General features: G+C 70.4%; 23 protein-coding genes. 11 read left to right on the top strand and 12 right to left on the bottom strand.

Annotated elements, in window-relative coordinates:
* The first annotated feature begins 96 nt into the window (after positions 1-96).
* The 3 genes from NBW76_RS06515 to NBW76_RS06505 all read left to right on the top strand — a co-directional run bounded on the left by NBW76_RS06515 (position 97) and on the right by NBW76_RS06505 (position 2,433).
* Positions 97-1,305 carry an MFS transporter gene (locus NBW76_RS06515; RefSeq protein WP_235492905.1) on the top strand — a complete coding sequence of 403 codons (1,209 nt, stop codon included), beginning with the start codon at positions 97-99 and terminating at the stop codon, positions 1,303-1,305.
* On the top strand, positions 1,302-1,853 hold the full coding sequence (locus NBW76_RS06510) for a mismatch-specific DNA-glycosylase (protein WP_056553289.1): 552 nt from the start codon (positions 1,302-1,304) through the stop codon (positions 1,851-1,853). The genes NBW76_RS06515 and NBW76_RS06510 overlap by 4 nt, the downstream gene beginning before the upstream one ends.
* 124 nt (positions 1,854-1,977) lie before the next feature.
* Entirely contained in the window at positions 1,978-2,433 is a 456-nt protein-coding gene (locus tag NBW76_RS06505) for an Hsp20/alpha crystallin family protein (RefSeq protein WP_056553293.1), read from the top strand.
* A 57-nt stretch (positions 2,434-2,490) separates the two neighbouring features.
* On the opposite strand, the gene NBW76_RS06500 is transcribed toward NBW76_RS06505, so the two are convergent.
* On the bottom strand, positions 2,491-3,309 hold the full coding sequence (locus NBW76_RS06500; protein ID WP_056553296.1) for an SDR family oxidoreductase: 819 nt from the start codon (positions 3,307-3,309) through the stop codon (positions 2,491-2,493).
* 127 nt (positions 3,310-3,436) lie between these two features.
* Between NBW76_RS06500 and NBW76_RS06495 the strand changes: the two genes are divergently transcribed.
* On the top strand, positions 3,437-3,934 hold the full coding sequence (locus tag NBW76_RS06495) for a GNAT family N-acetyltransferase (protein WP_055964634.1): 498 nt from the start codon (positions 3,437-3,439) through the stop codon (positions 3,932-3,934).
* Positions 3,935-3,991: 57 nt separating this feature from the next.
* Here NBW76_RS06495 and NBW76_RS06490 read toward each other — a convergent pair whose 3' ends face one another.
* Positions 3,992-4,684, bottom strand: coding sequence for a tyrosine-protein phosphatase (locus NBW76_RS06490; protein WP_162239203.1), 693 nt, complete (start codon positions 4,682-4,684; stop codon positions 3,992-3,994).
* 87 nt (positions 4,685-4,771) lie between these two features.
* On the opposite strand from NBW76_RS06490, the gene NBW76_RS06485 reads away from it, so the two are divergent.
* Positions 4,772-5,683, top strand: a complete 912-nt coding sequence (locus tag NBW76_RS06485; RefSeq protein ID WP_055964628.1) for an SGNH/GDSL hydrolase family protein — start codon at positions 4,772-4,774, stop codon at positions 5,681-5,683.
* 164 nt (positions 5,684-5,847) lie between these two features.
* Here NBW76_RS06485 and NBW76_RS06480 read toward each other — a convergent pair whose 3' ends face one another.
* The 4 genes from NBW76_RS06480 to NBW76_RS06465 all read right to left on the bottom strand — a co-directional run bounded on the left by NBW76_RS06480 (position 5,848) and on the right by NBW76_RS06465 (position 8,816).
* Positions 5,848-6,702 carry a Bax inhibitor-1/YccA family protein gene (locus NBW76_RS06480; protein ID WP_055964625.1) on the bottom strand — a complete coding sequence of 285 codons (855 nt, stop codon included), beginning with the start codon at positions 6,700-6,702 and terminating at the stop codon, positions 5,848-5,850.
* A 133-nt stretch (positions 6,703-6,835) separates the two neighbouring features.
* Positions 6,836-7,882, bottom strand: a complete 1,047-nt coding sequence (locus NBW76_RS06475; RefSeq protein WP_056553300.1) for a hypothetical protein — start codon at positions 7,880-7,882, stop codon at positions 6,836-6,838.
* On the bottom strand, positions 7,879-8,205 hold the full coding sequence (locus tag NBW76_RS06470) for a PadR family transcriptional regulator (RefSeq protein WP_055964618.1): 327 nt from the start codon (positions 8,203-8,205) through the stop codon (positions 7,879-7,881). The genes NBW76_RS06475 and NBW76_RS06470 overlap by 4 nt, the downstream gene beginning before the upstream one ends.
* Before the next feature lie 71 nt (positions 8,206-8,276).
* The gene (locus NBW76_RS06465; protein WP_056553303.1) at positions 8,277-8,816 is read right to left on the bottom strand and encodes a DinB family protein; all 540 of its coding nucleotides are present in this window, start codon (positions 8,814-8,816) and stop codon (positions 8,277-8,279) included.
* Positions 8,817-8,852: 36 nt separating this feature from the next.
* On the opposite strand from NBW76_RS06465, the gene trmB reads away from it, so the two are divergent.
* Both trmB and NBW76_RS06455 read left to right on the top strand, forming a co-directional pair.
* Positions 8,853-9,602, top strand: a complete 750-nt coding sequence (trmB, locus tag NBW76_RS06460; protein ID WP_056553306.1) for a tRNA (guanosine(46)-N7)-methyltransferase TrmB — start codon at positions 8,853-8,855, stop codon at positions 9,600-9,602.
* Positions 9,603-9,619: 17 nt separating this feature from the next.
* The gene (locus tag NBW76_RS06455) at positions 9,620-9,985 is read left to right on the top strand and encodes a hypothetical protein (protein WP_055964608.1); all 366 of its coding nucleotides are present in this window, start codon (positions 9,620-9,622) and stop codon (positions 9,983-9,985) included.
* A 21-nt stretch (positions 9,986-10,006) separates the two neighbouring features.
* Here NBW76_RS06455 and NBW76_RS06450 read toward each other — a convergent pair whose 3' ends face one another.
* The 5 genes from NBW76_RS06450 to NBW76_RS06430 form a co-directional block, all read right to left on the bottom strand.
* Entirely contained in the window at positions 10,007-10,483 is a 477-nt protein-coding gene (locus NBW76_RS06450) for a DUF6194 family protein (RefSeq protein WP_056553309.1), read from the bottom strand.
* A 61-nt stretch (positions 10,484-10,544) separates the two neighbouring features.
* The gene (locus NBW76_RS06445; RefSeq protein WP_235492906.1) at positions 10,545-11,948 is read right to left on the bottom strand and encodes a GH1 family beta-glucosidase; all 1,404 of its coding nucleotides are present in this window, start codon (positions 11,946-11,948) and stop codon (positions 10,545-10,547) included.
* A gap of 32 nt (positions 11,949-11,980) precedes the next feature.
* Positions 11,981-12,160 (bottom strand): hypothetical protein, encoded by a 180-nt coding sequence (locus NBW76_RS06440; RefSeq protein WP_056553313.1) that lies wholly within the window; start codon positions 12,158-12,160, stop codon positions 11,981-11,983.
* A 76-nt stretch (positions 12,161-12,236) separates the two neighbouring features.
* Positions 12,237-13,499 (bottom strand): uracil-xanthine permease family protein, encoded by a 1,263-nt coding sequence (locus tag NBW76_RS06435; RefSeq protein WP_056553316.1) that lies wholly within the window; start codon positions 13,497-13,499, stop codon positions 12,237-12,239.
* 78 nt (positions 13,500-13,577) lie between these two features.
* Positions 13,578-14,300, bottom strand: coding sequence for a hypothetical protein (locus NBW76_RS06430; protein ID WP_056553319.1), 723 nt, complete (start codon positions 14,298-14,300; stop codon positions 13,578-13,580).
* Positions 14,301-14,412: 112 nt separating this feature from the next.
* Between NBW76_RS06430 and hrpB the strand changes: the two genes are divergently transcribed.
* The 4 genes from hrpB (at position 14,413) to NBW76_RS06410 (ending at position 24,145) form a co-directional block, all read left to right on the top strand.
* Positions 14,413-16,950 carry an ATP-dependent helicase HrpB gene (hrpB, locus tag NBW76_RS06425; RefSeq protein ID WP_235492907.1) on the top strand — a complete coding sequence of 846 codons (2,538 nt, stop codon included), beginning with the start codon at positions 14,413-14,415 and terminating at the stop codon, positions 16,948-16,950.
* A gap of 173 nt (positions 16,951-17,123) precedes the next feature.
* A complete protein-coding gene (locus NBW76_RS06420) occupies positions 17,124-21,692 on the top strand; it encodes a Calx-beta domain-containing protein (protein ID WP_156364713.1) in 4,569 nt (1,522 codons plus the stop codon).
* Between the two features lie 195 nt (positions 21,693-21,887).
* Entirely contained in the window at positions 21,888-22,514 is a 627-nt protein-coding gene (locus NBW76_RS06415; protein ID WP_056553324.1) for a TetR/AcrR family transcriptional regulator, read from the top strand.
* Positions 22,511-24,145, top strand: a complete 1,635-nt coding sequence (locus NBW76_RS06410; protein ID WP_056553327.1) for an MFS transporter — start codon at positions 22,511-22,513, stop codon at positions 24,143-24,145. The genes NBW76_RS06415 and NBW76_RS06410 overlap by 4 nt, the downstream gene beginning before the upstream one ends.
* A 268-nt stretch (positions 24,146-24,413) precedes the next feature.
* Here NBW76_RS06410 and NBW76_RS06405 read toward each other — a convergent pair whose 3' ends face one another.
* Complete coding sequence (locus tag NBW76_RS06405; RefSeq protein ID WP_162239204.1) at positions 24,414-25,841, bottom strand: SIR2 family protein; 1,428 nt, start codon at positions 25,839-25,841, stop codon at positions 24,414-24,416.
* Between the last annotated feature and the right edge of the window lie 5 nt (positions 25,842-25,846).

Below are 25,846 nucleotides of genomic sequence, written 5' to 3'. Positions count from 1 at the left end.
GGGGAATGCAGACGCCACCGAAGGCGTTCGAAGCAGTGGTGCCGATGGACCCGTCCGCGCGCCGCGACCAGCCGCCCGAGAGCCGCGGAGGACACCGTGACCACCACCAAGCCGACCCAGCGCTGGGGTTTCGGCATGCTGCTCGCCCTCGTGGCCGTCGCGCTCGGCGTCTCGGGTGCACCCGCACCGCTCTACGCGCTGTACGCGCAGGAGTGGGGCTTCGAGCCCATCACCACCACCGTCGTCTTCGCCGTCTACGCCGTCGCCGCGCTGGGCTCGGTGCTGGTCACGGGGTCGATCTCCGACCGCTACGGACGCCGGCCCGTGCTCATCGCCGCCGTCCTGCTCATCCTGGTGGGCCTCGGACTCTTCATCGCGGCCGACTCCGTGGCCTGGCTGCTCGCGGCGCGGGTGGCGCACGGGCTCGGCGTCGGCGCCGTCGTGGTGGTCGCGTCGGCCGCGCTGCTCGACCTGCGACCCGACGACGGTGAGCGCACCGGTCGCCTCACGGGCGTGGTGTTCAACGGCGGCATCGCGGTCACGCTCGTCGGTGTGGCCCTGATCGTCGACATGGGCCCCGCACCGACCGTGCTGCCCTACGCCGTGCTCGTCGCCATCATGGCCGCGCTGCTGGTGGCCGTGCTGTGCATGCGCGAGCCGCACACCGACGACCGCTCCGTCACCCTCAACATCGCGCGACCGCGCGTGCCGGCCTCGATCGCCGGGCACTTCCGGTTCTCCGCCCTCGGCGTCATGGCCGCGTGGTCGGTGCTCGGCGTGCTGCTGTCGCTGTACCCACGGATCGCGTCGGAGGCCATCGGGGCGACGTCGGTGCTGTTCGGCGGAGCGGTGGTCGGTGCGTCGGCGGCTGCGTCGGCGCTCAGCCAGGCGGTCGGTGGCCGCTGGCCCGCCCGACCGACCGCCATCGTCGGCGACCTGGGCACCGCGGTGTCGCTCGTGCTGTGCGTGCCCGCGGTGGCCTGGGGTCACGCCTGGGCGATCGCTGCGGCCTCGACGTTGGTGGGCCTGTTCTTCGGCCTCGCGTTCGGCGGGTCCCTGCGCCACCTGAGCCAGCACGTGCCTGCCGCCCACCGCGGCGAGGTGATGTCGGCGTTCTACGTGCTCGCCTACGGCGCCATGGCGGTGCCGACCGTGCTGGCCGGCTGGGCCGCCACCGTGTGGAGCCCCCAGACCATCTTCGCCCCGTTCATGGTGGCGGTGGCCGTGGCCTGCACCCTCGCGGCGCTCCTGGGGATGCGCACCCAGGAGGAGACCGTCGACGAGCCCGTCGCCGCCGCGTCGTGACCGAGCCGCTCGACGACCTGCCGGAGGTGCCCGACCTCGCAGGTCCCGGGATGCGGCTGCTCCTCGTCGGGATCAACCCCAGCCCCCTGACGGCGCGCACCGGGTTGCACTTCGCGCACCCCGGCAACCGCTTCTACCCGGCGCTGCGCCTCGCCGGGATCTTGCCCGCCGACGCGACCACGCCCGAGCTCGCCGCGCCGGTGCTCGTGCAGCGAGGGGTGGGCATCACCAACCTGGCGCCTCGCCCCACCGCCCGCGCCGACGAGCTGACCGACGACGAGGTGCGCGCCGGGCGCGACCGTGTGGCGGCCGTGGTGCGTGCCCACCGTCCGCGCGTGGTGGCGGTCGCAGGGATCACCAGCTTCCGCACGGCCTTCGGCGACCGCCGTGCACGGGTCGGTCGGCAGCCGACCGACCTGGAGGGCGCGCAGCTCTGGGTCGTGCCCAACCCCAGCGGACTCAACGCGCACGCCACCGTCGAGACCCTCGCCCGCGACTACCTCGAAGTGGCCCTGACGGCCGGAGTGACCGTCGAGGACAGGGCGTGATCCCTTGTTCGCCGACGGCGAACTGACATACACTCACTCATGGGAATTGAGTCGACTAGACTCAGGTTTAACTGGATGTCCCGGTCGCGGTGGCCGGGCCGAACGATCCCCCCAGGAGGACACCATGAGCAACGTTTCCGTCTTCACCCGTCGCGATCCCTTCGCCGAGTTCGACTCGCTCGTCCGGAACGCGTTCTCGCCCAGCGGCAGCACCTCGCGCCTCGACTTCACCCCCGCCGTCGAGACCGTCCGCGACGGTGACGACGTGGTCGTGCGTCTCGAGCTGCCCGGCATCGACGTCTCGAACGACGTCACGGTCGAGGTGACCAACGGCCGCCTCGTCGTCAAGGGCGAGCGGCGCGACGAGCGCGCGGAGAGCAAGGCCGGCGAGTCCGGCGAGCAGCCCGCGCGTCGCATCAGCGAGATCCGCTACGGGTCCTTCGAGCGCAGCTTCGGGCTGCCGGGCCACGTGACCGCCGAGGCCGTCAGCGCCTCCTACGACGCCGGCATCCTCGCGGTCCGCGTCGCGGGCGTGTACGCGGGCACCGAGCCCACGCGCATCGAGATCAGCCAGGGCTGACCCGCACGACCACAGGGCCCCGTCACCCAGCGGTGACGGGGCCCTGTCGCGTCTCGGTCAGAGGCCGAACCGACGGCCGGCGGCGGCGAACACGCCCTGGTAGCGCGAGCCCAGGACCCGCACGGCCGCGTCGAGCACACGGGCGTCGTTGCCGATGAGGACGCGAGGGCGGCCCTTCTCGACACCGCGAAGGATCACCTGCGCAGCCTTCTCCGGCGACGTGCGGGCGAGCTTGTCGAACGAGCGAGCCAGCTCGTCGTGGTCGCGCCCCTCGGCCTGGTCGGCGTTGCGAGCGATGTTCGTGGCGATGCCGCCGGGGTGCACGCACGTGACCTTGACCGGGTGCTTGGCCAGGACCATCTCCTGACGCAGCGACTCGGTGAAGCCACGGACCGCGAACTTGGCCGCGTTGTACGCGCTCTGCGACGGCATCGAGAAGATGCCGAAGATGCTCGAGACGTTGACGACGTGGCCGTCGCCCGACGCGATGAGGTGCGGCAGGAACGCCTTGGTGCCGTGCACGACGCCCCAGAAGTCGACGTCCATGACCTTCTCGACGTCCTTGTACGACATCTCCTCGACGTTGCCGGTGAAGGCGATGCCGGCGTTGTTGAACACCAGGTTCACGCGGCCCAGGTCGGTGGCCACCAGCTGCGCGTACTCCTCGACCCGCTCGCGCTCCGCGACGTCGATGACGTCCCCGCGCACCCGGGCGCCCGTGGCCTCCACGAGGCGCTGGGTCTCGGCCAGACCCGCGGTGTCGACGTCGCTGATGGCCAGGACGGCGCCCCGGCGGGCGAGCTCGACGGCGAGTGCGCGACCGATGCCCGAGCCGGCGCCGGTGACGACGGCGACCTTGTCGGTGAAGTGGGTCATGGGGGATCCTCTCGACGACTCAGATACCGACGGTATCCGAGTTGAGCGTAGAGCACGACACTCGCTGGGACAAGACAATGCCTGCATTCCCCGCCGTCCCGGGACTTTCGCCCGTAGGCTCAGGGGCATGAAGACCCTCGTGCTGCCCTCCGGCGTGCGTGACGCGCGCCCCGAGGACGTGGGCACGATCGTCACGATGGTGCGAGAGCTGGCCGAGTACGAGCAGGCCGCCGAGCAGGCCACGATGACCGACGTGCAGCTGTACGAGGCACTGTTCGGCACCGACCCGCCGGCCTCCGCACTCGTGGTGGAGAACGGCCACGGGTCCGTGGTCGGCTTCGCACTCTGGTTCCGCACGTTCTCGACGTGGGACGGCGTGCCCGGCATCCACCTCGAGGACCTCTACGTGCGCGCGTCGCGCCGCGGCGCGGGCTTCGGCCGCCGCCTGCTCATCGGGCTGGCGCGCATCGCGACCGAGCGCGGGTACAGCCGCATCGAGTGGGACGTGCTGCGCTGGAACTCCCCCGCGATCCGGTTCTACGAGTCGCTCGACGCGACCCCGCAGGACGAGTGGCTGGCCTACCGGCTCACCGACAAGGCGATCGAGCTGCTCGCCGAACCCTGATCGACACCGCTCGGAGCGTGCCCTGCCCTCAGGTGCCCCGCTCTTGGTTGCCCGCCCTCAGGACAGCATGGCGGTGCGCAGGCGGTCGAGGGTGCCTGCGTCGCCGCCGACCGAGGAGTACCAGCCCTCGACGCCGCCGGGGTGAGCGTCCCACCGGTCGATGACGTGCTCGATCGCGTCGCGCGGGACCATGAGGAACGCGGCCGGCACCGGCGGGTGGTCGGAGCCGGGATGGCGAAGCCGGGCATCGATCTCGGCGGCGGCCCGCTCGGTGAGCATGTAGTCGGCGACGACGTCGGGGCGCTGCACCCCGAGCAGGCTGAGCACGAGCGCCACGGAGATGCCGGTGCGGTCCTTGCCCGCCGCGCAGTGGACGAGGGTGGACCCTCCCGTGGCGGCGGCCTGGGCGACCTCGTCGACCAGCTGCGCCAGCATCTCGCCGGCGGTGTCGAGCACCTCGCCGTACAGGTGCTTGAGGGTCGGGGTGTCCTCGTGCCAGCCGGGCCGCAGCGCCTGCAGCAGCGAGAGCGTGACGACCCTCGGACCCAGCGGGGTGAGCGGGTGCGGGCCACCATGCTCGACGGCGGACCGCAGGTCGAGCACCAGGGAGGGCGGCCACGGGGTGCCGTCGGGCACGACGTCGGTGGGCTCGGGCACGCCGCTGCGCAGCAGCAGACCAGGCCGGACGGAGGCACCGTCGAGGCCGGTGACACCACCGACGTCACGGAAGTTGGGGATGACGACGCTCACGCCGCTCATCGTAGGTGTGAGGACCCACACTCCCTCCGGGCCGGTTCTGGGGCGGCCCTCTCAGGCGGGTGGATCTAGCATGGCGTCGTGAGAATCCCCCGCAAGATCGCGTCCCAGGCCGCGATCGGAGGGGCAGCCGCCGTCACCGGCTACTACGGCGTCATCTTCAGCGAGCTGATGGTCGCGAAGCGGGCGATCGGCATCACCGACGCGCGTCCACCGCGCGCCGACGGCTTGTATGGCGAAGAGCTGCCCCGTGAACCCGTGCGCTGCCTGGTCCTCGGCGACTCCGCAGCCGTCGGCTACGGCATGGCCCGTGCCGACGCGACTCCTCCTGCCATGCTCGGCATCGGCCTGGCGCACGTGCTCGACGCCCAGGTCGAGATCCGCTCCGAGGCCGTCGTGGGCGCGCAGACCCACGACCTGCGCGACCAGATCGAGGCAGCCGGCGACTTCGACCCCGACCTGGTCGTCATCGTTGTCGGCACCAACGACGTGACCCACCGCGTGCCCGCCTACCAGTCCACCCGGCTGCTCGGCTCGGCCGTGAAGAAGCTCGTCGACGGCGGCGCCCAGGTGGTGGTGGGCACGTGCCCCGACCTCGGGACCGTGCGACCCCTCCCCCAGCCGCTGCGCTGGATCGCCCGGCGCAAGAGCCGCTCGCTCGCCCGCAAGCAGACCGTCGCCACGGTCCGTGCCGGCGGCCGCGCCGTCTCGCTGGGCAGCCTGCTCGGCGTGCTGTTCACCGAGAAGTACGACGTGATGTTCGGCGAGGACCGCTTCCACCCGTCCGAGACCGGCTACGCCAACATGGTCTCGGTGCTCGTCCCGTCGCTGGCGGCCGCGTGGCGCGAGCGCGACCGCGACTTCGCCGTGGCGCACTTCGGCGGCTCCCCCGGCACGATGTCCCTCACCGACGCCGCAGAGAAGGCCGCGCTGCGCGAGGGCACCGAGGTCACCCGCGACGGCCGCTGGGCCCGCATCCTGCGCCGCCGCTGACCCACGATTCTCCCTTCGCGCGTCCGCGGACGAACGCTTCTTCCTTCTCGTGGACCGTTCCACGAGAAGGAAGAATCTCTGCCCCCATGGCCGGGGTCGCGGTCCAGCAACGACGACGGCCGGCCACCCCGTGAAGGGTGGCCGGCCGTCGTGTGGAGCTGGTGTCAGTCCGAGCCGCGCAGGATCGCGAGGATGCGCAGGATCTCGATGTAGAGCCAGATCAGCGTGACCGTGAGGCCGAAGGCGGCGCGCCACGACTCACGCTCGGGCAGGCCGGCCTCGACGCCGCGCTCGACGAAGTCGAAGTCCATGATCAGCATGAACACGGCGAGCACCACGGCGATCGCGGAGACCACGAGGCCGAGGCCGTCCATGCCGCGCAGGCCGCCACCCTCGAGGACGCCGGTGATGCTGAGCACGAAGTTGACCAGCATGACGCCGACGAAGGCGAACATCGAGATCGTGACGATCTTGCGGAACTTGTCCGTGACCTGGATGTTGAAGAACTTGTAGGCCGCCAGCGTGGCGCCGAACGCGACCATGGTGGCCAGGACGGCCTGGAAGACGATCGTCGGGTCGCCGACCCAACCGGCCACGACCTTGGAGAAGGCGCCGACGAAGACGCCCTCGGCCACCGCGTAGGCGAGGACCAGCGCGGGGCTGATGACCTTCTTGAACGAGTTGACCAGCGAGAGGCCGAAGCCGACGATCGCACCCGCGAAAGCGAAGCCGAAGGCCTTCTGCACCGCCGCCTGGTCGGTGGCGATGTCACCGATGAGGAACCATGCTGCCGCGGCCGTCGCGATGACGACGCCCAGGGTGAGGGCGGTCTTCTCGACCGTGGACTCGATGGTCATGACGCCCGTGCCACGTCCGGTGGACGTGTGCGTGGGGCCAGGCTGCGAGGTCGAGCCGTCGAGGTCGATCTTCCACTGCGAAGGATCGGTGGCGCGGGCCGTGCTGGTGCCACGGCCGTTGAACCCCTCGGATCGGTTGAAGACGGGGTTGTTGCTCTGCATGGTTCCCTCCGGGAATCAGTACTCAGCACTACTGAGGAAGTCGATGTGACCTCACCCTACATAACGTCCGAGAGGCGCGATTGTTTCCCGACACGGACTGGTTTCGCAGGGAAACCAGTCCGTGTCGGGTGGATCAGTCCGGCGCGTCGGTCGGGGCGGTCGATGTCGCTTCGGACGGGCTCGTCGACGCCTCAGGAGCAGGGGCCAGTGCCGGCACCTTGAGGAACGGGGCCTCGGGAACCTTCGCCTCCCCGATGACGGCCGACGAGGCCGAGCCGATCTCGTCGACCACGTGCTGCACGACGGACAGCGGGTAGACGTTCATGACGTCCTGGCCGGTCTCCAGCGTCGCCGGCGCCCACGCCGTGCCGTCGGCCGCGATGCCGTCGACACAGTCGTTCGCGCACTCGTCGCGCTCGGCGTTGAGCGCGGGCGCAAGTGCACGACCGTCCTGGTCGAACAGCTGCACGCCGCTGAGGGGGCGGCCCTGCGCGTCATAGGGGTAGATGTTCGTGATGCTGGAGCCGTCGAGGGACATCCCCGCCGGGTCCTCGGAGCCGACATAGGCCATCTCGTAGGTGCTGGTCTCCCAGGACTGGGCGGTGGCCACCACCGGCAGGAGCGCGACGGCGGCGACGACGTTGCCGAGCACCAGGAGGGGGCCGATCCGTGGGGCGCCCCAGAGGCCACGACCCCACTGGACGCTCACCGTCACGAAGGCAGCGAGGAGCATCCACGTGCCCACCGTCGTGGGCGCGAAGCCGGACTCCCAGCCGAAGAACGCCGCGACCAACCAAGTCGCCAGCCAGGCCCGGGTGACCCACCAGACCGGCTGCAGCACGGACAGGAAGTCGAGGACGCCCCGGCCGACCGGGCTCCGGCGCAGGGCCAGAGTGACGTCGCGCCACGTCTCGCTCGCCCCCTGGCGCAGCGAGTCGAGGCCGCCGGCCAGGCCGGAGCGCTGGTCCTCCTTGAGCGGCAGGCCGGCCGCGGCGCGCAGCTCTGCGGCGTAGGCCACGGGGTCGGGGAGCTCGCGGGCGAGGTCCTCGGCGTAGGCCTCGGCCAGGTCGGCCTCCAGGCCCTCGGTGAGCTCCTCGAGCTCGTCGGCGGGCAGGTCGGCCAGCTGGGCGCGCACGCGGGCGGCGAAGGCGCTGATCTCGGTCGGGATGGTGGTGCTCATGCGGCGTCCCCCGTCAGGAGTCGGTTCATGGTGTCGGCGAAGTCGGCCCAGACCTTGCGCTGGGCCGCGAGCATCGAGCGCCCCTCGGGCGTGACGCCGTAGTACTTGCGGTGCGGCCCCTCCTCGGAGGGCACCACGTACGACGTGAGCGCGCCGGCCGCGTAGAGGCGCCGCAGCGTCCCGTACACGGAGGCGTCGCCGACGTCCTCGAGCCCTCCGGCGCGCAGGCGGCGCACGACGTCGTAGCCGTACCCGTCCTCGGACTCGACGACGGCCAGCACGGCCACGTCGAGCACGCCCTTCAGCAGCTGCGTTGCATCCATGCGGTGGACAGTACCACGCAGTGCGCAGTACCTCGCAGAGCACGACACCGGGACCGCGTGTCGCGCTCCGACTAGCCGTCGACGTCGACCAGGTGGTGCGCCACGTCGTGCCAGAAGTACTGGGCGAAGGTCTCGACGGTGAAGACCGAGCCGTCGCTGCGCAGGCCGACGCGGCCCCACGCGTCGGACGGGACGGCGTCGAAGGCTTCGGCCAGGTGCTCCCCAGCCGCGGTCAGCTCGCGGGCCACGACGGCCGGGTCCTGCTCGGCGTAGCGCTGCTCGACGGCGGTCGCGTCCTGGTCCCAGTTGGCGAAGCGGGCCTCGCCCTCGTCGGCGGTGAGCATGAGCCGGAGCCGCTCGGCGAAGAGCACGAGGACGTCGCGCACGTGGCACGCGTACTCGAGGTCGGACCAGACGTCGGCGCGGCGCCGGGCCGCCGCATCGGGACGGGCGAGCACCTGCTGCCAACGGGGCAGGCAGGCGCGCACCAGGTCGGCCACCCCGCGCGGGTCGACGTCCTCGGCGCGGAACCCGCACTCGGCGCACGGCTCCTGCAGGACCCACGTCCAGTCCTTGTCGTCGGGGACGATGCTCTCGTCGACGGTGCTCATGCATCCGATCGTGGCCGACGATCTAGGGTTCGAGCCATGCCCGACGCTGCCGACCAGCCGCGAGATCCCGCCACCGCCGAGGACCCGCCCCGCTTCCGCCGTGAGCCGGTCTCGTTCACCCGTCGCGGAGGACGCCTGACCGAGAAGCAGCAGGACGCGTGGGACGCGATGGCCGAGACGTACGTGCTCGACGTCCCGCGGGCCGGGACCGACACGTCGGTGACCCCCGACTGGCGGGTGGAGCCGGAGCGCGTGTTCGGGCGCACCGCGCCGCTGGTGGTCGAGATCGGCAGCGGACGCGGCGAGAACGTGGTGGCCGCGGCCCAGCAGCACCCGGGGTGGGACTTCCTCGCGATCGAGGTGTGGGTGCCGGGCGTGGCGACGACGCTCCTGCAGGCGCGCGCGGCAGGCGTCACGAACATCCGGCTCGCGGTGGCCAACGCCACCGAGATGCTGGGAACGGCGCTCGAGCCGACGTCGGTGCACGAGCTGTGGACGTGGTTCCCCGACCCGTGGCACAAGAAGCGTCACACCAAGCGACGCCTGGTCACGGTGCCGTTCACCGAGCTCGTCGCGCGGGTTCTCGAGCCCGACGGGACGTGGCGCGTGGCCACCGACTGGGCCGACTACGGCGAGCAGATGGCCGAGGTCATCGCGGCCAGCCCCCACGTGAGCGGCGGCCCCGTGGACCGGTTCGAGGGTCGCGTGCTGACCAAGTTCGAGCGCAAGGGCCTGGACAAGGGGCGCGTGATCCACGACTTCGCTGCGCAAGTTCTGCAGCACTGACGTCCTACACTGGCCGGATGGACGGCACCGCCACGGCAGACCTGCTCGGCATCACGGACGGCTTCCGCGTGTGGGTCGTCGGCGAGACCGTGGAGGAGCGCTCGCTGCTCGACCCGCTGCCCGAGGGCGTGGAGACGTTCGACGAGTACGTGCACTCCCTCGACGCCACCGTGGTGATCACCGACGACGTGACCGCGTTCGCCGAGCAGGTCGACGAGGTCTTCCCGCAGCTCGGTTCCGTGCCGCTCGTGTGGGTGTGCTTCCCGCCGCACGACCTGTCGGCCGACGAGGTCGCCGAGGTGGTCCACGAGTTCGGCTGGGGCGCCACGCCGCCGGTGCTGCTCGACGACGCGTGGATGGCCATGCGGCTCGCGCAGGACTGAGCCCCCAGGCCTGATCGACACTCAGGCCGAGCCGGCCGCCTCACGTCGCTCGAGACGTCGACGGTCGGCGTCGTGGGCATACTGCGCCAGCTCGATCGCTCGGTCGACCGTCTTCTCCCCCGGGTTCACGACGGACACCCAGCCGTACGCGCCGTAGATCGGGTGCGGGACGAACGTGTCCGTGGCGGCGTGGTCGACGTCGGCCACGCTGAGCTGGCCCGGCGGGTGGCCGAAGAGGTCGGCGTAGGCGTCGGCGCCGACGTTGAGGTTCAGGCGCCAGCGGCCGGGCTCGTCGAGGTTCGAGACGGTGTCGTCGGGGTAGTTCTTCGTGACGATCGTCGTGTGCGGCTGCCGGTTGGTGGGCACCTCACCGTCGGGGGCGTAGTAGAAGAAGTGGTCGCCCCACGAGATCTCGGGGTGGTTGCTGCCCTCCTCGGGCGCGAGCTCGAGCGCGCCGGGCAGGCTCCGCAGCGCGGTCAGGACGTCGTCGATGGCCATGCGGTCAGTCTCGCCCTGCGAGGTGCGTCTGGCCAGGGTCGTCGGGCGAGTCGGGCGACGGTCAGTCGGGACGCTGGGACGCGATGACGGCCCGGTAGGCCTCGAAGGAGTCCTTCGGCGTGCGCACGAGGGTGTCGTAGTCGACGTGCACGAGACCGAAGCGCTGGGAGTAGCCGGCGGCCCACTCGAAGTTGTCGAGCAGTGACCAGTGGAAGTAGCCGCGCACGTCGACCCCGGCGTCGCGGGCGTCGAGCACGGCGGCCAGGTGGTCGAACAGGTAGCGGGTGCGGCGCTCGTCGTGCGCACGGCCGCTGCTGCTGGGCGCGTCGGCGTACGAGGCGCCGTTCTCGGTGACGTAGACGGGCGGGAGCGCGTCGCCGTAGCGCTCCTTCAGGCCCACGAGCACCTCGGTGAGGCCCTCGGGCACCACGGGCCAGCCGAAGTCGGTGCGCTTGCGGCCGTCGATCTCGTGAAGCGAGAACGGCAGGTCGGCCGGCAGCGGGAGCCGGTCGCTGGCGGCTTCGCTGCTGGCACCAGGAGGACCGACGAGCTGCGGGTTGTAGTAGTTGACGCCGTAGAAGTCGAGCGGGGTGGTGATGACGGCGAGGTCGTCGTCGCGGTAGCCGGCGAACCCGGCCTCCATGCCCTCCCAGGGCCAGCGGCCGAGGAGCACGGGGTCGGCGAAGAGCCGGTTGTAGAGGTCGTCGAAGAAGGTGGCGGCCTGCTCGGTCTCGTCGGTGTCGTCGAGGCGCCACACGGGCACGTGGTTGTTGACGATTCCGACGGGTCCGGTGCCGGCGGCGCGCAGGGCCTGCACGGCGCGGCCGTGGGCGAGCAGCTGGTGGTAGGCCACCGGCAGGGCGTCGAAGCCGAGCGTCTTGCCGGGGGCGTGCACGCCGGCGCCGTGGCCGAGCAGGGTGACCACGACGGGCTCGTTGATCGTCATCCAGCGGGTCACGCGGTCGCCGAGGCGGGCCGCGACGACGGACGTGTAGTCGGCGAAGCGCTCCGCGACGTCGCGGTTCTCCCAGCCGCCGAGGTCCTCGAGCCACTGCGGGGTGTCCCAGTGGAAGAGGGTCGCCGACGGCTCGACGCCCGCGGTGAGCAGCGCGTCGAGGAGCCGGTCGTAGAAGTCGAGGCCCTCGGGGTTCACGGCGCCGCTGGGGTCTGGCTGGATGCGCGACCACGAGAGCGAGAAGCGGTAGGCGTCGACACCGAGGGAGCGCAGCAAGCCGACGTCCTCGAGGTAGCGGTGGTAGTGGTCGCAGGCCACCTCGCCGGTGTCGCCGTTCTCGACGCGACCGGGCTGAGCGGTGAACACGTCCCACGTGGACGGGGTGCGTCCGCCGACGTCGACGGCGCCCTCCACCTGGTACGACGCGGTGGCGGTGCCCCACGTGAAGTCGGGGCCGAAGGCGCCGGCAAGACGCCCGAGGGACAGGTCGCTGGGGTCGGTGTCGCTCACCCCTCCAGTCTGCCCCTGGATCGGGTCGGTCGTCAGGTGCGGCGACGTCGGCTGAACGCCTCGGCGAGGTCGATCGCACCGACGATGGCCAGCACCACGCCGAACGGTCGGCCCTGGAACCAGAAGAGCTCGGTGTCGGGGAAGGCCAGCGCCAGCACCGCGCCGGCGACGACGAGCACGACGCCGAGGGCCAGCTGGAAGGTCGCGTTCATGCCCTCACGCTAGGCAGGCCCGCTCCCCCGCAGCATCGGCCGAAGGGATGAGCCGCGGGGTCCTTTCGACGCCGGCTCAGGCCGTCTGGCGCTGCTTCTCGATGAAGGTCATGACGTGGAAGACCACGAGCGCGGCGATGGTGCCGAGCGCGATGCCGTTGAACACCATGTCGCCGACCTTCAGCTCGGGGTTGCCGATGCCGATCACCAGGGCGATGCCGGCGGTGAGCTGGTTGACCGGGAGAGCGAAGTCGACGTTGTTGTCGATCCAGATCTTGATGCCGACGATGCCGATGAGGCCGTAGAGGGCGACGGTGACGCCGCCGAGCACGCCGGTGGGGATGGTGTTGATGAGGGCGCCGATCTTCGGCGAGAACGACAGCAGGATGGCGATGGCGCCGGCCACCCAGTAGGCGGCGGTGGAGTAGACGCGGGTGGCAGCCATGACGCCGATGTTCTCGCCGTAGGTGGTGGTGCCGGAGCCTCCGCCTGCGCCGGCGATCGTCGTCGCGAGACCGTCGGCGAACAGCGCCCGGCCGGTGCGCTCGTTGATGGACTCGTCGTCGGTCAGCTGCGCGACGCTGCGCAAGTGGCCGACGTTCTCGGCGATGAGCACGAGAACGACGGGCAGGAAGGCGGGGATGAACACCCAGCTGATCTCGGGGGTGCTGAACGCGGGCAGGCCGAGCAGGTCGGCCTTGCCGACGGGGTCGAAGTCGAGCGCACCGGTGACGGCGGCGTAGATGTAGCCGGCGACGACGCCGACGATGATCGACAGCCGACCGATGAGGCCCTTGAACACGACGATGGTGAGCACGAGGACGACGAGCGTGATGACCGCCATCCACGGCCCGGCCTTCGCGTTGTTGACCGCCGTGGGCGCGAGGTTGAAGCCGATGAGCGCGACGATCGAGCCCGCCACCACCGGCGGCATGAGGGCGTTGATCCACCCGATGCCGGTCTTCATGACGATCGCGCCGACCGCCGCGAGGATCACGCCCGTGACGACGATGCCGAACATCGCCACCTCGATCGACGCCCCCGACGCCGCCACCGCGCCGATGGGCGCGAGGAACGCGAACGATGACCCGAGGTAGCTGGGCAGCCGGTTCTGCGTGAGGACGAGGAACAGGATCGTGCCCACGCCGGAGAAGAAGAGCGTGGCGGTGACGGGAAACCCGGTGATGGTCGGTACGAGGAACGTCGCCCCGAACATCGCCACCACGTGCTGCGCGCCCAGCCCGATGGTCCGCGGCCACGTCAGCCGCTCCCCCGGTCGGACGATCTCCCCGTCCCGGATCGTCTTGCCGTCGTGGTGCAGGTTCCAGTTCAGGGGCATGGGGGGATTGTGTCGGACCCGCTGGGCCGTCCCCCATCTGCCTCACCCGTGAATCAGCACACAGGCATCGACACCGCTTCACTCCAGGCTGCGTCGGTCCCGCTTCGCAAGGATGCTGGCCAGCTCCGCGAGCGTGTGCTCGGTCAACATGCTGGGGTCGGCGACCATCTTCTCCAGCAGGATCTTCATCTGAGCAGGCGGGATCTGTGCCAGTGAACGTTCGACGCCGAGCAGCCCCTCGCCCTCGACGTCGAGGATGTTGGCGTTCACCACGAGTCTCATCTGCTCATCGCTGTACGCGCGGGACGCGAGAGCAGCCAGGTACCGCGCCTGAGCCTCAGCACGTGACATGTCCGGACGAGGAGCGGCAAGCTCCTGCGACGGCTCCTCCCCGGCTGCACCGAGCTCCGCGCCGTCCCTCGACGACTTGCGGCGCGTCCGACGCTCGGCGATCTTCGCCCGACGGGCATCGAACGCCGGACGGCCGGTCTCCTGGTACCACTGCGAGATCTCGCGCCGGACCTTGGAGACGCCCTGGTCGATCAGGTGACCGATGACAGCCGCGAGCGCTTCCTCGAGCTCTTCCTGCTCGCGAGACTTCCTGCGCTGCTCCGTCGGGACGTAGACCGATTCACTGACCACGAAGGAATCGGTGTCATCCCCGTCGTCGGGAACGAAGCGCGCGCTCCCCCTCAGGCTGCCGTCCTTGTCGAAGAGGTTCTGGTGAAGTCCGCCCTCCTTCTTGAGCCCGGGCGTGAGGTCGTCGTCGTCCCACTCGTAATGTCCCTTGATCCGACCCATGCTGCGGACTGTAGGGCAGACGTCTCCAGGTGCGGGGTCATCGCGGCGGCGGACCTCATCGCCCGGCCTTCCTGAGTTTCCCGTTCCTGACCTGTGGCGGCAGACTGCGGGGGTGTCCGACCCGCTGCGCAGTCTGCTCGACTCGCCGCCCGACCTGCCGGTCGTCGCGGGGCTGCCTGCGCTCGGTGAGGCGCTCCGCAGCCGTGGGGTCGCGGTGGTCCAAGCGCCGCCGGGGACGGGCAAGACGACGTTGGTCCAGCCGGCCGTCGCTGTGGCCGTCGAGGGGCGGGTCGTCGTCACGCAGCCCAGCCGGATCGCCGCCCGCGCCGCTGCCCGTCGGTTGGCACACCTGCTGGGCGAGCCCGTCGGGGAAACGGTCGGGTACTCCGTGCGCGGAGACCGGAAGACCAGCCGACGGACGCGCGTCGAGGTGGTTACCACCGGTCTGCTGCTCCGGCGGATCCAGCACGACCCCGAGCTCGCCGGCGTGGGCGCCGTGGTGCTGGACGAGGTGCACGAGCGCCACCTCGACGCCGACCTCACCCTGGCGCTGCTCATCGACATCCGCGCCAACCTGCGCGACGACCTGACGCTCGTTGCCATGTCCGCCACGATCGAGGCCGGACGGACCGCAGCGCTGATCGGTGACGACGACGCACCCGCCCCAGTCATCGACGTCCCCGGCGCTCTGCACCCGGTCGAGTCGGTCTGGTGCCCGCTGCCTCCTGGCGCGCGCCGCACCGACGACCGCGGCATCACCCCCGCCTTCCACGACCACGTCGCCGCGACCGTCCGCCGTGCGCTCGCCGAGCACGAGGGCGACGTGCTGGTCTTCGTGCCGGGCGTGGGCGAGGTCGACGCGACCATCCGACGTCTCCGCGACGTGCCCGCCGACGTGCACCCGCTCCATGGACGCCTCTCCGGTGCTGAGCAGGACCGCGCGCTCAGCGAGGGGCCGCGCCGCCGCGTGATCGTCTCGACCGCGGTCGCCGAGTCGTCGCTGACCGTGCCCGGCGTGCGTGTGGTGGTGGACGCCGGGTTCTCGCGCGAGCCGCGCACCGACCACCGACGCGGGCTGTCGTCGCTGGTCACCGTCGCGGTGAGCAAGGCGGCCGCCGAGCAGCGAGCGGGGCGAGCCGGACGACTCGGACCGGGCGCCGTCCTGCGCTGCTGGTCGAAGGAGGAGCACGCGCACCTGGTCGACCACCCCGAACCCGAGATCGCCACCGCCGACCTGACGGCCTTCACCCTGGAGCTGGCGTGCTGGGGCAGCGACGACGTGCGCGACCTGGCGCTCCTCGACCAGCCACCGGCCCACGCCCTGGAGACAGCCCGTCAGGTGCTCCTGGACTTGGGGGCGGTCGACGACGACGGACGGGCCACCCCACGCGGACGGGTGATGGCCGGCGTGCCGGTGGACCCGCGGCTGGCACGGGCCTTCATCGACGGGGCTGGTCTCGTCGGGGCGAGGCGCGCGGCCGAGGTGGTCGCGATGCTCAGCGAGGACGTCCGCGCTCCCGGCGGCGACCTCGTCGCAGCCCTCCGCTCGCTGCGCAACGGAGACCGCTCCGGCTCGTGGCGCACCCAGGTGAAGCGCCTCGAGGCCATCGCGAAGGAGCACGGCGACCACGAGCGCAGCCCGGACGGCGCCCGATCGCTGACCGACGACGTGGCGGTCGGCCTGGTCGTCGCCCTGGCACATCCCGACCGCATCGCGCGCAAGCGCTCCGCCGGCTCGAGCTACCTGATGACGGGTGGCACGGGCGCCGCCTTCGACCGTCGCGACTCAAGCCCACTCGCCGGGCTCGAGTGGCTCGCCGTCGGCGACGCGGACCGACGGTCCGGGGAGCGCGAGGCGCGGATCCGGGCAGCGGCACCGCTCACCGAGGACCTGGCGCTCGAGGCGGCCGGATCGCTGTGGACCGAGGTGGACGACGTCACCTGGTCCGACGGGCGAGTGCTGGCCCGCCGACGCACGATGCTCGGCGCGATCGAGCTTGCGTCCGTCCCCATCAAGAACCCGCCGACCGAAGCGGTGACCGCGGCCATCGGCGAGGCGCTGGAGCGCGAGGGGATCGACCTCCTCACCTGGTCGGAGGCGGCCACGGCTCTTCGCGCCCGCCTCGACTTCCTGCACCGTGCCCTCGGCGACCCCTGGCCCGACGTGAGCGACGAAGCCCTGACAACGAACCTCGACGCGTGGCTCGGTCCGCAGCTCGCGCGGGTCCGCTCGGCGCAGGACCTCCGACGCATCGACGTCGGCGCGGCCCTCCGCGCTCTGCTGCCGTGGCCCCAGGCGGGCAGGCTCGACGAGCTTGCCCCCGAGCGGGTCGAGGTTCCCAGCGGCTCGAACGTGCGGATCGACTACTCCCAGGAGCAGCCCGTGCTCGCGGTCAGGCTGCAGGAGGTCTTCGGCTGGACCGCGGCGCCCACCCTCGCGGACGGCAGGGTCCCGCTCCTGCTGCACCTGCTCTCCCCCGCCCGACGGCCGGCCGCCGTCACGGCCGACCTGGACTCCTTCTGGGACAACGGCTACCCGGGGGTCAGGGCCGACCTGCGCGGTCGCTACCCGAAGCACGCGTGGCCCGACGACCCGCGCACGGCGCCGGCCACCCGACGGACCAACGCGTCCCGCGACCGACGACGATGAGACGTGAAGACATTCGTCCCAGTTTCACCCCCGGCGACCGCCGGGCTCGACTAGCCTGACCACGTCGACGCGCTCCATCGGGGACCGTGATTCGTCACGTCCCCTGCACGACACGTCGACCTCCGCACGCACGATCGTGGGCCGAGGGCCGGCACCAGCGATCGGAACCATGCATGAAGCAGCGCCGGGCAGTCTCCAGGACGGCCGCGCTCGCGGTCGCCGTCGTCGCCTCGACCATGACGTGGATGGCGCCCGCCCAGGCCGCCCCAGCGCCACGACCTGTCGCAGCCGCCGTGGCCCCGGTGGCGGCCGTCCCGACCGCCAACCTCTGCGGCGCCACGGGCACCGACATGAACGGCACCGGCTGTCGCTACGCCACGGTCGGGACCGACACCTTCAGGGCGCCGTACTACCAGCCGAACGTCACGTTCACGACGTACGGCGCAAGGTCGTCCGGCACCTTCCGCGAGTCCCGCGACTGGGGAGGCATGGCGCGGGGGACGCTGAGGCTGACGCCCGGCGCCGACTACCAGGTCAACGTCGGCGGGCCCGCACGAGGTGACACGAAGCAGCTCGGCGGATTCAACGGCGGTGGCAACAGCGGTCGCACCTCCATCGAGTCCGGCTCACTCCTCACCGGCGCGCAAGGCGGAGGAGGCGCGTCCGACGTTCGCGAGGGCACCTACGGCCTGCTCGACCGCCTCATCGTCGCCGGCGGCGGAGGCGGCTTCAGCGGCTGCACGACCGAGGGATGCATCCAGGGCGGTGCCGGCGGCGGCGACAGAGGCTTCGACGGCGACAGCGGGGTCGGCTCGTCGGGCGGCGGGGGCGGCAGCCAGACACAGGCCGGCCGGTCCCCCGGCGCAGCAGGCAGCGCCGGTCGGGGCTTCGGTGGGTCGGGCGCCTCGGGACCGCTCGCGATCTCCGACCCTGGCGCCGGGGGAGGCGGCGGCTACTTCGGCGGCGGTGGAAGCGACGTGGTCTTCGCCGTCAACCCCTCGGGCGGCGGCGGAGGCAGCGGCTACATCACGCCGCGCGCCACCGACACGTCGTCCAAGACCGGTGGCCAGGTGGACGCCTATCCCCTCCCGACCGACCGTCTCGACATCCAGGGCGAGAAGGACGGCCGTGGCCTCGTGACCGCCACGTGGCCGGGCGGTCCGGTCTCGGCGAACGTCACGGTGACCGCGAGCCCCAGCGGTCCGGTCGACCCCGACACGATCGTGACGTTGACCACCAAGGTGACGACCTCCACGGGCGTCACGCCGGTGGGCAACATCCGCTTCGTCGACTACACCAGGGCCAACGGATCGACGAGCCCCAACGCGCCCGGAGCCTGCCCGTGCTCCAACATCACCGGCGACTTCATCGACAGCACCCAGAACGGCACGTACGTCAAGCGCGTCCGGGCCGGTTCGCTGCCCTACGGCACCGACCACGCGATCGTCGCGATCTTCGACGACCGGTACGGCGAGATCCCGCAGACCAGGTCCGCCCCGGCCACCTACTCGGTCAACGTCCCCCCTCCCCCGGGCGTCGATCTCGGCCTGACGCTCACCGGAGCTCCCAACCCGGTGAAGTCCGGCTCCGACCTCACCTACACGCTCGACGTCAGCAACTACTCGAGCACCGCGGCGACGTCGGTCAAGCCCGACGTGTTCGTGCGCAACGTCTTCGGCAACGACGTCGTCCTCGACCTCGCCAAGACCTCGTCGTTCTGCCGGACGACGATCGACGGCGCCACGGCCGTCACCTGCGACTTCGGCGACCTCGCCGCCGGCGCGACCGAGAGCGCGACCATCGTGGCGAGACCCCTGAAGGTCGGGGACCAGGTCGCCTCCGCGAGCCTTTTCCGGCCCGCTCAGACCGACCCGAACCCGGACAACGACTCCATCGAGATCTCGACCGTGGTCGAGGCGGCCGACCCGCCGCCGCCGACCGACCCCTCGGCCGACCTGTCGGTCTCCGTGCAGGCCCCCACCCGGGTGGACGACGGCGACGGCTTCCTCTACAAGATCGGCAGCTACAACGCCGGCCCCGACACCGCGAGCGACGTCACGATCACCGACGTGCTGCCCGACGGGGTCACCTTCGACCCCGACACGACCTCGCCGGAGTGCACGAACGATGCGGGCACCGTCACCTGCGACGCCGGTGACTACGAGCCCGGGCGGATCAAGAACGTGACCATCGGCGTCACGGCCGACCAGGTCGGCACGGTGTCCAACACCGCGACGATCCAGGGCGACCTGGACGACCCGAGCTCGGCCAACAACTCCTCCACCGCGACCACGGTGGTCCGGACCCCGCCGCCGCCGACGGACCTGTCCATCGTGAAGACCGCGCCGTCGCGGGTGGTGTATCGCGCCGACCTCGTCTACGAGATCGCCGTCACCAACAACGGGACGGATGCTGCGGCCGAGGTCGAGGCGACCGACGTGCTGCCGGAGGGGACGCGCTTCAAGTCCGCCGGGACGTCGTCGGCCTGCCAGCCTGACTTCCTGCAGCGGGTGGTGACGTGCGACTTCGGCACCGTCGCCGCCGGCGCGACCGAGACGGCTGAGATCGTCGTCGTCTCCGACGTGGTGCGTCGGGTCTCCAACACCGCGACGGTCGCTGGCGATACCGCCGACCCGGACCCGACGAACAACTCCTCCACGGCGTCGACGCTCGTGCAGGACCCGAACTCCCCGGCCGACCTGTCCATCAGCAAGTCCGCGGGTGTGCTGCAGGCAGAGGTCGGCGACGACATCACGTACGAGCTCGAGGTCGGATACGCGGGGCCGGCCAACACGGCGGCCTTCAGGGTGACGGCGATCGACGAGCTGCCCGACGGGGTGACCTTCAAGCGCGAGGGCACGTCGGACGCCTGCACGAATGCCTCGGGCACCGTGACCTGCGACCTGGGCCAGATCTTCGGCGGGACGTCGAAGACCGTCGAGATCGTCGTCACCGCCACCCGGGCGGGCACGGTGTCGAACACCGCCACCGTCGAGGGCCTCGGCGTAGACCCCGATCCGACGAACGACGCGGCGACGGCGGTCGTCCAGGTGACCGCACCGCCGGCGCCGGGCGCTCTCGGCTTCGCGACCTCGGACGTCGAGGTCGACGAGGGCGGCACCGCGACCGTCACCGTCGAGCGGACCGGCGGGACCGACGGCTCCGTGAGCGTCGACTACGCCACCAGCAACGGGACCGCCGGATCGAGCGACTACACCCCCGCCACCGGCACGCTCGCGTTCGCGGACGGTGAGACGACCAAGACCTTCACGGTCGCGACCACGCAGGACACGGCGGTCGAGTCCGACGAGACCGTCACCCTGACGCTGTCGAAGCCCACCGGGGGCGCCACCCTCGGCGGCGACGACGCGACCGTCACGATCATCGACGACGACGAGGAGCCCGAGCCCCCCCTGGAGCCGGGAACCGTCGGCTTCGCAGTCACCAACACTGACGTCGACGAGGGCGGCACCGCGACCGTCACCGTCGAGCGCACCGGCGGATCCGACGGCGAGGTGACCGTCGGCTACGCCACCAGCAACGGGACCGCAGGGTCCGGCGACTACACGTCGGCCTCGGGCACCCTGACCTTCGCCGACGGTGACACGACCAAGACCTTCACGGTCGCGACCACCCAGGACACCTCCGTCGAGTCCGACGAGACCGTGGACCTGGAGCTGTCGAACCCCGGCGGTGGCGCCACGCTCGACGACGCCGATGCGACCGTCACCATCATCGACGACGACGAGGAGGAGCCCGAGCCCCCCGTGGAGCCGGGGACCGTCGGCTTCGCGGTCACCAACACCGATGTCGACGAGGGCGGCACCGCCACCGTCACCGTCGAGCGCATCGGTGGCACGGACGGCGACGTGACCGTCGACTACGCCACCAGCAACGGGACCGCCGACTCCGACGACTACACGTCGGCGTCCGACACGCTCGCCTTCGCGGACGGTGAGACCTCGAAGACCTTCGAGGTCGACACCACGCAGGACACCCGGGTGGAGGCCGACGAGACCGTCGACCTGACCCTGTCGAACCCCACCGGCGGCGCCACCATCGGCGACGGCGACGCGACCCTCACGATCACCGACGACGACGAGGAGGAGACCGAGCCGCCGGCCGAGCCGGGAACCCTCGGCTTCTCAGCCCGGGACTACCCCGTCCAGGAGGGTGAGGCAGCCACGATCACCGTGACCCGCACCGGTGGGAGCGACGGCAGCGTCTCGCTCACCTACGCGACCGACGACCCGACCGCCAGGGCGGCTCGAGCCGCCGCAGCAGACGGGTACACCCCCACCACCGGCACCCTCACCTTCGCCGACGGCGTCACCTCGCGGACCTTCACGGTCCAGACGACCGACGACGACGTCGACGAGCCGGACGAGACCATCGCGCTCAGCCTGACGAACGCCACTGGTGGCGCCACCCTCGGTGACGCCGGCGCGACGGTGACGATCGTCGACGACGACCCCGCCGTCACCGATCCCGGCGACGGCACCGACCCCGGCGACGGCACGGATCCGGTTGACGGTGGCGACGGCACCGATCCGATCGACGGTGGCGACGGGACCGATGGTGGGGCCGGCGGTGCGGGCAGCGGCAACGGCACTCCCGGCAACCCCGCCGCCTCGGCCCTCCCCGAGACCGGTGGCCCGAATCTCGCCCTCCCGGTTCTCGGTGCCCTGCTCCTCCTCGCCGGAGCCGCCTTGACCGTCGGTCGACGTCGGCGGGACGCGTAGCCGACGGGTCCCACGCCGACTGCGGGCCCGGCGAGGACCAGAGCTCGCTGAGCAGGAGCCGGGTCCCGGCCGTTCATCCCACCGCCGGCAGATCGTTGCCGTAAAGCACTTGCGCTGCGATGAAACATGTCCGTACCATCGAATGGAACGGTACCGTTCCGTTTCATCCATGTTTCGCTGTGCACCAGGAGCCCCATGACCCCGGCAGAAGCCGCAGCCGCAGCTCGTCCTCGCGTGGAGGGCGAGCGTGAGCACGAGATCCTCGAGGCTGCGCTCGACGTCCTCGCCGACGTCGGCTACGACCGCCTGACGATGGACGCCGTGGCCGCGGCCGCTCGGGCATCCAAGGCCACGCTGTACCGCCGGTGGGAGACCAAGGCGAGCCTCGTCCTCGAGGCGGTCCTCGCCCAGAAGGGCCCTCTTCCCGCCCTTCCCGACACCGGCACCCTGCGCGGCGACCTCATCGCCTCGCACTGCGGCCGCGGAGGCCTGACCGACGAACGTCAGATCGCCATCTTCAGCGGCGTGCTCACGGCTCTCGGCCGCGACGCCGAGTTCGCCGACGGCTTCCGCACCCGGTTCCTCGGCCCCAAGGTCGAGGCGACCCAGGAGCTGTTCACCCGGGCGCGCGAGCGCGGCGAGATCCGCGACGACGTCGACCTCGACATCGTCGGGTCGGCCCTCGCCGGCATCGTGCTGCACCGCGAGTTCGTCATGGGCGAAGTGCCCACCCCCGAGAGGATCACCGCCGTCATCGACCAGGTGATCCTCCCCGCCGTCCTGCGCCACTCCCCCATCCAGACCCCGAAGGACCCCTCATGACCGACACCACCCCCGACGCCGGGAATCACGTCACAGAACCGGAGGACCTCGCGCCTGAGACCAACCGCAGGCTGGGCTGGGCGCTGGTCATCATCTGCATCGCGCAGCTGATGGTCGTGCTCGACGCGACGATCGCCAACATCGCCCTGCCCTACATCGCAGCCGACCTGCGGATCGGCGAGGCGAACCTGCAGTGGATCGTGACGGGCTACGCCCTCGCATTCGGTGGCCTGCTGCTCCTCGGCGGCCGCCTGGCTGACCTCTACGGACGGCGCCGGATCTTCATCACCGGCCTCATCGTCTTCGCCGTCGCCTCGGCGCTCGGTGGCCTGGCCCAGAACGAGCCGATGCTGCTCGCGTCGCGTGGGCTGCAGGGCATCGGCGCGGCCATGGCCGCGCCCGCCGCCCTGGCCTTGATCACCACCACCTTCCCCGCCGGACCGCTGCGCAACCGGGCCTTCAGCGTCTACGCCGCCCTGTCGGGGGTGGGCGCGGCGATCGGCCTGATCCTCGGCGGCTGGCTGACCGGGCTGGAGCTGGGCAGCCTCGAGGGCTGGCGGCTGACGTTCCTCATCAACGTGCCGATCGGCCTCGTGGCGGCGTTCCTCGCGCCGCGGTTCCTGCCCGAGAGCAAGCCGCAGCGCCTCGCCCTCGACATCCCGGGCGCGCTCAGCGGCACCCTCGGCCTGGCCGCGCTGGTCTTCGGCCTCTCCCGGGCCGGCGACGAGCGCTACGGCTGGGGTGACACCTCGACCATCGTGTCGCTGGTCGTCGCGGCGGTGCTGCTCGTCGGATTCATCGTGATCGAACGCTCCGTCAAGAGCCCGCTGCTGCCCCTGAGCATCTTCGCCAGCCGGGCCCGCTCGGTGGCGTTCGCCTCCATGATGATCACCCCGGCAGCCATGTTCGCGATGTTCTTCTTCCTGTCGCTGTTCGTGCAAAACGTGCTCGGGTACAGCCCGCTGCACACCGGCTTCGCGTTCCTGCCGTTCACGGTCGGCATCGTCTTCGGCGCCACCCTGTCGTCGAAGCTGATCGCCCGTATCGACCCCCGGTTCATCGCCGGGGTCGGCACCATCCTGGCCGGCATCGCCCTGTTCGGCTTCTCGCGGATCAGCGTCGACGACAGCCCCGCCAACCTGCTGCGGATCGCTGGCGGCAGCGGGTCGTTGAGCGACGACGTGAACTACTGGACCGCCATCGCACCGTTCATCGTCCTGATGGCCTTCGGCATGGGCCTGGTCTTCGTGACCATGACCCTCGTGGCCGTGCACGGCATCCCCTCGGAGGAGTCCGGCATCGGCTCGGGCGTGCTCAACACCATGCAGCAGGTGGGTGGCGCCATCGGCCTGGCCGCACTGTCGACCGTGGCCCTGCACTTCTCCACCAACCGTGGCGAGGACATCGGCGGCGCCATCCAGGCGGCGTCAGGTTCAGGGGGCGCCCCCGCGCCCGACGTCGCGGAGCGCCTCAACGAACTCATCGGCCAGGCCGCCTTCACCGAGGGCGCAACGAACGCGTTCCTCGTCGGCGCCTTCATGATCTGGACCGCCTCGGCCATCATCTGGCTCCTGCTCAACGTCAAGCACGACGAGCTCGCCACCGACGGCCCGGAGGGGGTCGCCGCCTGATGCCCGGAGGTCGGGGGCGGCCGGGCAAGGGCACCCCGAAGTCCGGGCCGATCTCCGGGACTCAGTCCCAGACGTCGGAGTCCTGCCCGGACGACCGGAACTTCTCGAGGAAGACGTCGATTGTCTCGATCTGCGGCTTGGAAACAGCAAGTCAGCGTTCGGCCCGAACCGACCAGTAATGACGCCTTTGAAAGCTGCACCTCCGGAACTGTTCCACGGCCGCTTCCCAGCCGAGAGGTCATTCCACGTCCGTCCCACATGCACTCGACTAAATGCCTCCAACCTCGTCCGAGAGCTTTCGAAGGAAGCCATCTGCGCTGTCGATGATCAAGCGGTCCTGCAACGTCATCCCCAACGGAGACCAACGCGGTGAGCGCTGTTCATCAAAGAAGGAATCGAGCGAGGCGCCGGGAAGCGGATCGACCCACCACTCGTCGAGTGCATTCGCCCCTAAGCCGCCCAGCCATCGATTCATGTCACGATCCCGCATGCTACATCCCACCCAGACCCACCGAAGCGGCTTGTCAGTCTCGTCGAGCAACTGGTTCAACACTGCGAGGACGTCGTCGTGCAAGCCAGCGGACGTAGTATCGATAGTCGCGATTAGAGAGTCCGGGTCGACGATCGACCCGTGCAGTTTCAGAATCGGCATAGGCTTGCTGCTGTCGCCCTTGGCGTAGCTAATTAGATCAGCGACTTTGGTGGAATCTGTGTAGTCCTCAGGCCGAAAAAAGAGGGAGTGGTCGACTGGCAGGCCGTCCTCGATCAGCCGATCGAAGTTAACGGTCATCACGATGAGACGGCCAGGTAGATCCTTCGCCAACTGCCGAAGGGCCTTGCGACCGGGCCGCACGTACCCCAGTGCAGTGTCGCAATCATTGATGATCTCTTGAATGACTGGTGCGTCTGTCCGAGGCCGGAAGCCGAGTTGATTGAACGTCTCAAGTAGCACTCGCTCCAACGTCAGGGTTTCGACGAAGCCGTCAAGTGAGTCCTCGCCTGCGAGGAGGTGACCCCGGTCATGAAGAAGATCGAACAGTTTTTCGGCGGCAACGGTTTTGTCCGTGCTTTGGCCAACTAGATCTTCGAGAGCAACGTCTCGGTAATGGTTTCCGAGAGGGATATCTGATGATGCGGACGCGCCTGCCCCGAGGAAGAGCACGAGAGGACGGTCGTTAACGGCGGCGATTCTCGTGACCGCAATGTCCTGACTCTCCGTCGAGCGCCTCAGAACTCGATCCCACCGGATGACATAACGAATTGGTGGAGTTCGCATGTAGTCAGTCTGCGGGTCGAGGCTAGCACCAAGGATGGGGACAATTGTGGTCCCAGATCCGTTGATATTGAGATCGACTGGGTCGAAATTCAACAAGTTCCACAGCAGTGGACGCCGACTCGCATCTGTCGGCGCAACTTCGACCGCCATCAGTACGAGACTGTGCTCGTCATACGCGTTGCTTGCCACGACCGCTGCCGCACGGAGTATCGGTAGCAACGACGGTTCGATGGGAGTCGTATGCCCCGCTAGCCGGGCTTGGACGCGATTGTCCGCGTCGAGTTCAATAACGACACTCGCAGGCAGGATCTTTGCTGCCGTCGCAGAATCAAGCAGGCCCATGACCAGGTCGTGACGGTCGTTAGAGATTGGGCCGTTCGGCGCCTCCCAGTCCTTCTCAGACCGGTTGAGCACGAACATCGTCC

It is taken from the genome of Aeromicrobium sp. Leaf245 (genome assembly GCF_942548115.1).
Classification (GTDB): Bacteria; Actinomycetota; Actinomycetes; order Propionibacteriales; family Nocardioidaceae; genus Aeromicrobium.
Note: the sequence above shows the minus strand (reverse complement) of the source record. Positions and strands in the feature narration are given on the sequence as shown.

Bases quoted from the DNA above. Each gene is read 5' to 3' on its own strand.
- NBW76_RS06500 (WP_056553296.1), bottom strand. From the start codon at position 3,309: ATGACCCACTTCACCGACAAGGTCGCCGTCGTCACCGGCGCCGGCTCG.
- NBW76_RS06440 (WP_056553313.1), bottom strand. From the start codon at position 12,160: ATGAACGCGACCTTCCAGCTGGCCCTCGGCGTCGTGCTCGTCGTCGCC.
- NBW76_RS06410 (WP_056553327.1), top strand. From the start codon at position 22,511: ATGACCGACACCACCCCCGACGCCGGGAATCACGTCACAGAACCGGAG.
- NBW76_RS06405 (WP_162239204.1), bottom strand. From the start codon at position 25,841: ATGTTCGTGCTCAACCGGTCTGAGAAGGACTGGGAGGCGCCGAACGGC.
- NBW76_RS06470 (WP_055964618.1), bottom strand. From the start codon at position 8,205: ATGGATGCAACGCAGCTGCTGAAGGGCGTGCTCGACGTGGCCGTGCTG.
- NBW76_RS06465 (WP_056553303.1), bottom strand. From the start codon at position 8,816: ATGAGCACCGTCGACGAGAGCATCGTCCCCGACGACAAGGACTGGACG.
- trmB (WP_056553306.1), top strand. From the start codon at position 8,853: ATGCCCGACGCTGCCGACCAGCCGCGAGATCCCGCCACCGCCGAGGAC.
- NBW76_RS06430 (WP_056553319.1), bottom strand. From the start codon at position 14,300: ATGGGTCGGATCAAGGGACATTACGAGTGGGACGACGACGACCTCACG.
- NBW76_RS06415 (WP_056553324.1), top strand. From the start codon at position 21,888: ATGACCCCGGCAGAAGCCGCAGCCGCAGCTCGTCCTCGCGTGGAGGGC.
- NBW76_RS06495 (WP_055964634.1), top strand. From the start codon at position 3,437: ATGAAGACCCTCGTGCTGCCCTCCGGCGTGCGTGACGCGCGCCCCGAG.
- NBW76_RS06505 (WP_056553293.1), top strand. From the start codon at position 1,978: ATGAGCAACGTTTCCGTCTTCACCCGTCGCGATCCCTTCGCCGAGTTC.
- NBW76_RS06455 (WP_055964608.1), top strand. From the start codon at position 9,620: ATGGACGGCACCGCCACGGCAGACCTGCTCGGCATCACGGACGGCTTC.
- NBW76_RS06475 (WP_056553300.1), bottom strand. From the start codon at position 7,882: ATGAGCACCACCATCCCGACCGAGATCAGCGCCTTCGCCGCCCGCGTG.
- NBW76_RS06420 (WP_156364713.1), top strand. From the start codon at position 17,124: ATGAAGCAGCGCCGGGCAGTCTCCAGGACGGCCGCGCTCGCGGTCGCC.
- NBW76_RS06480 (WP_055964625.1), bottom strand. From the start codon at position 6,702: ATGCAGAGCAACAACCCCGTCTTCAACCGATCCGAGGGGTTCAACGGC.
- NBW76_RS06435 (WP_056553316.1), bottom strand. From the start codon at position 13,499: ATGCCCCTGAACTGGAACCTGCACCACGACGGCAAGACGATCCGGGAC.
- NBW76_RS06450 (WP_056553309.1), bottom strand. From the start codon at position 10,483: ATGGCCATCGACGACGTCCTGACCGCGCTGCGGAGCCTGCCCGGCGCG.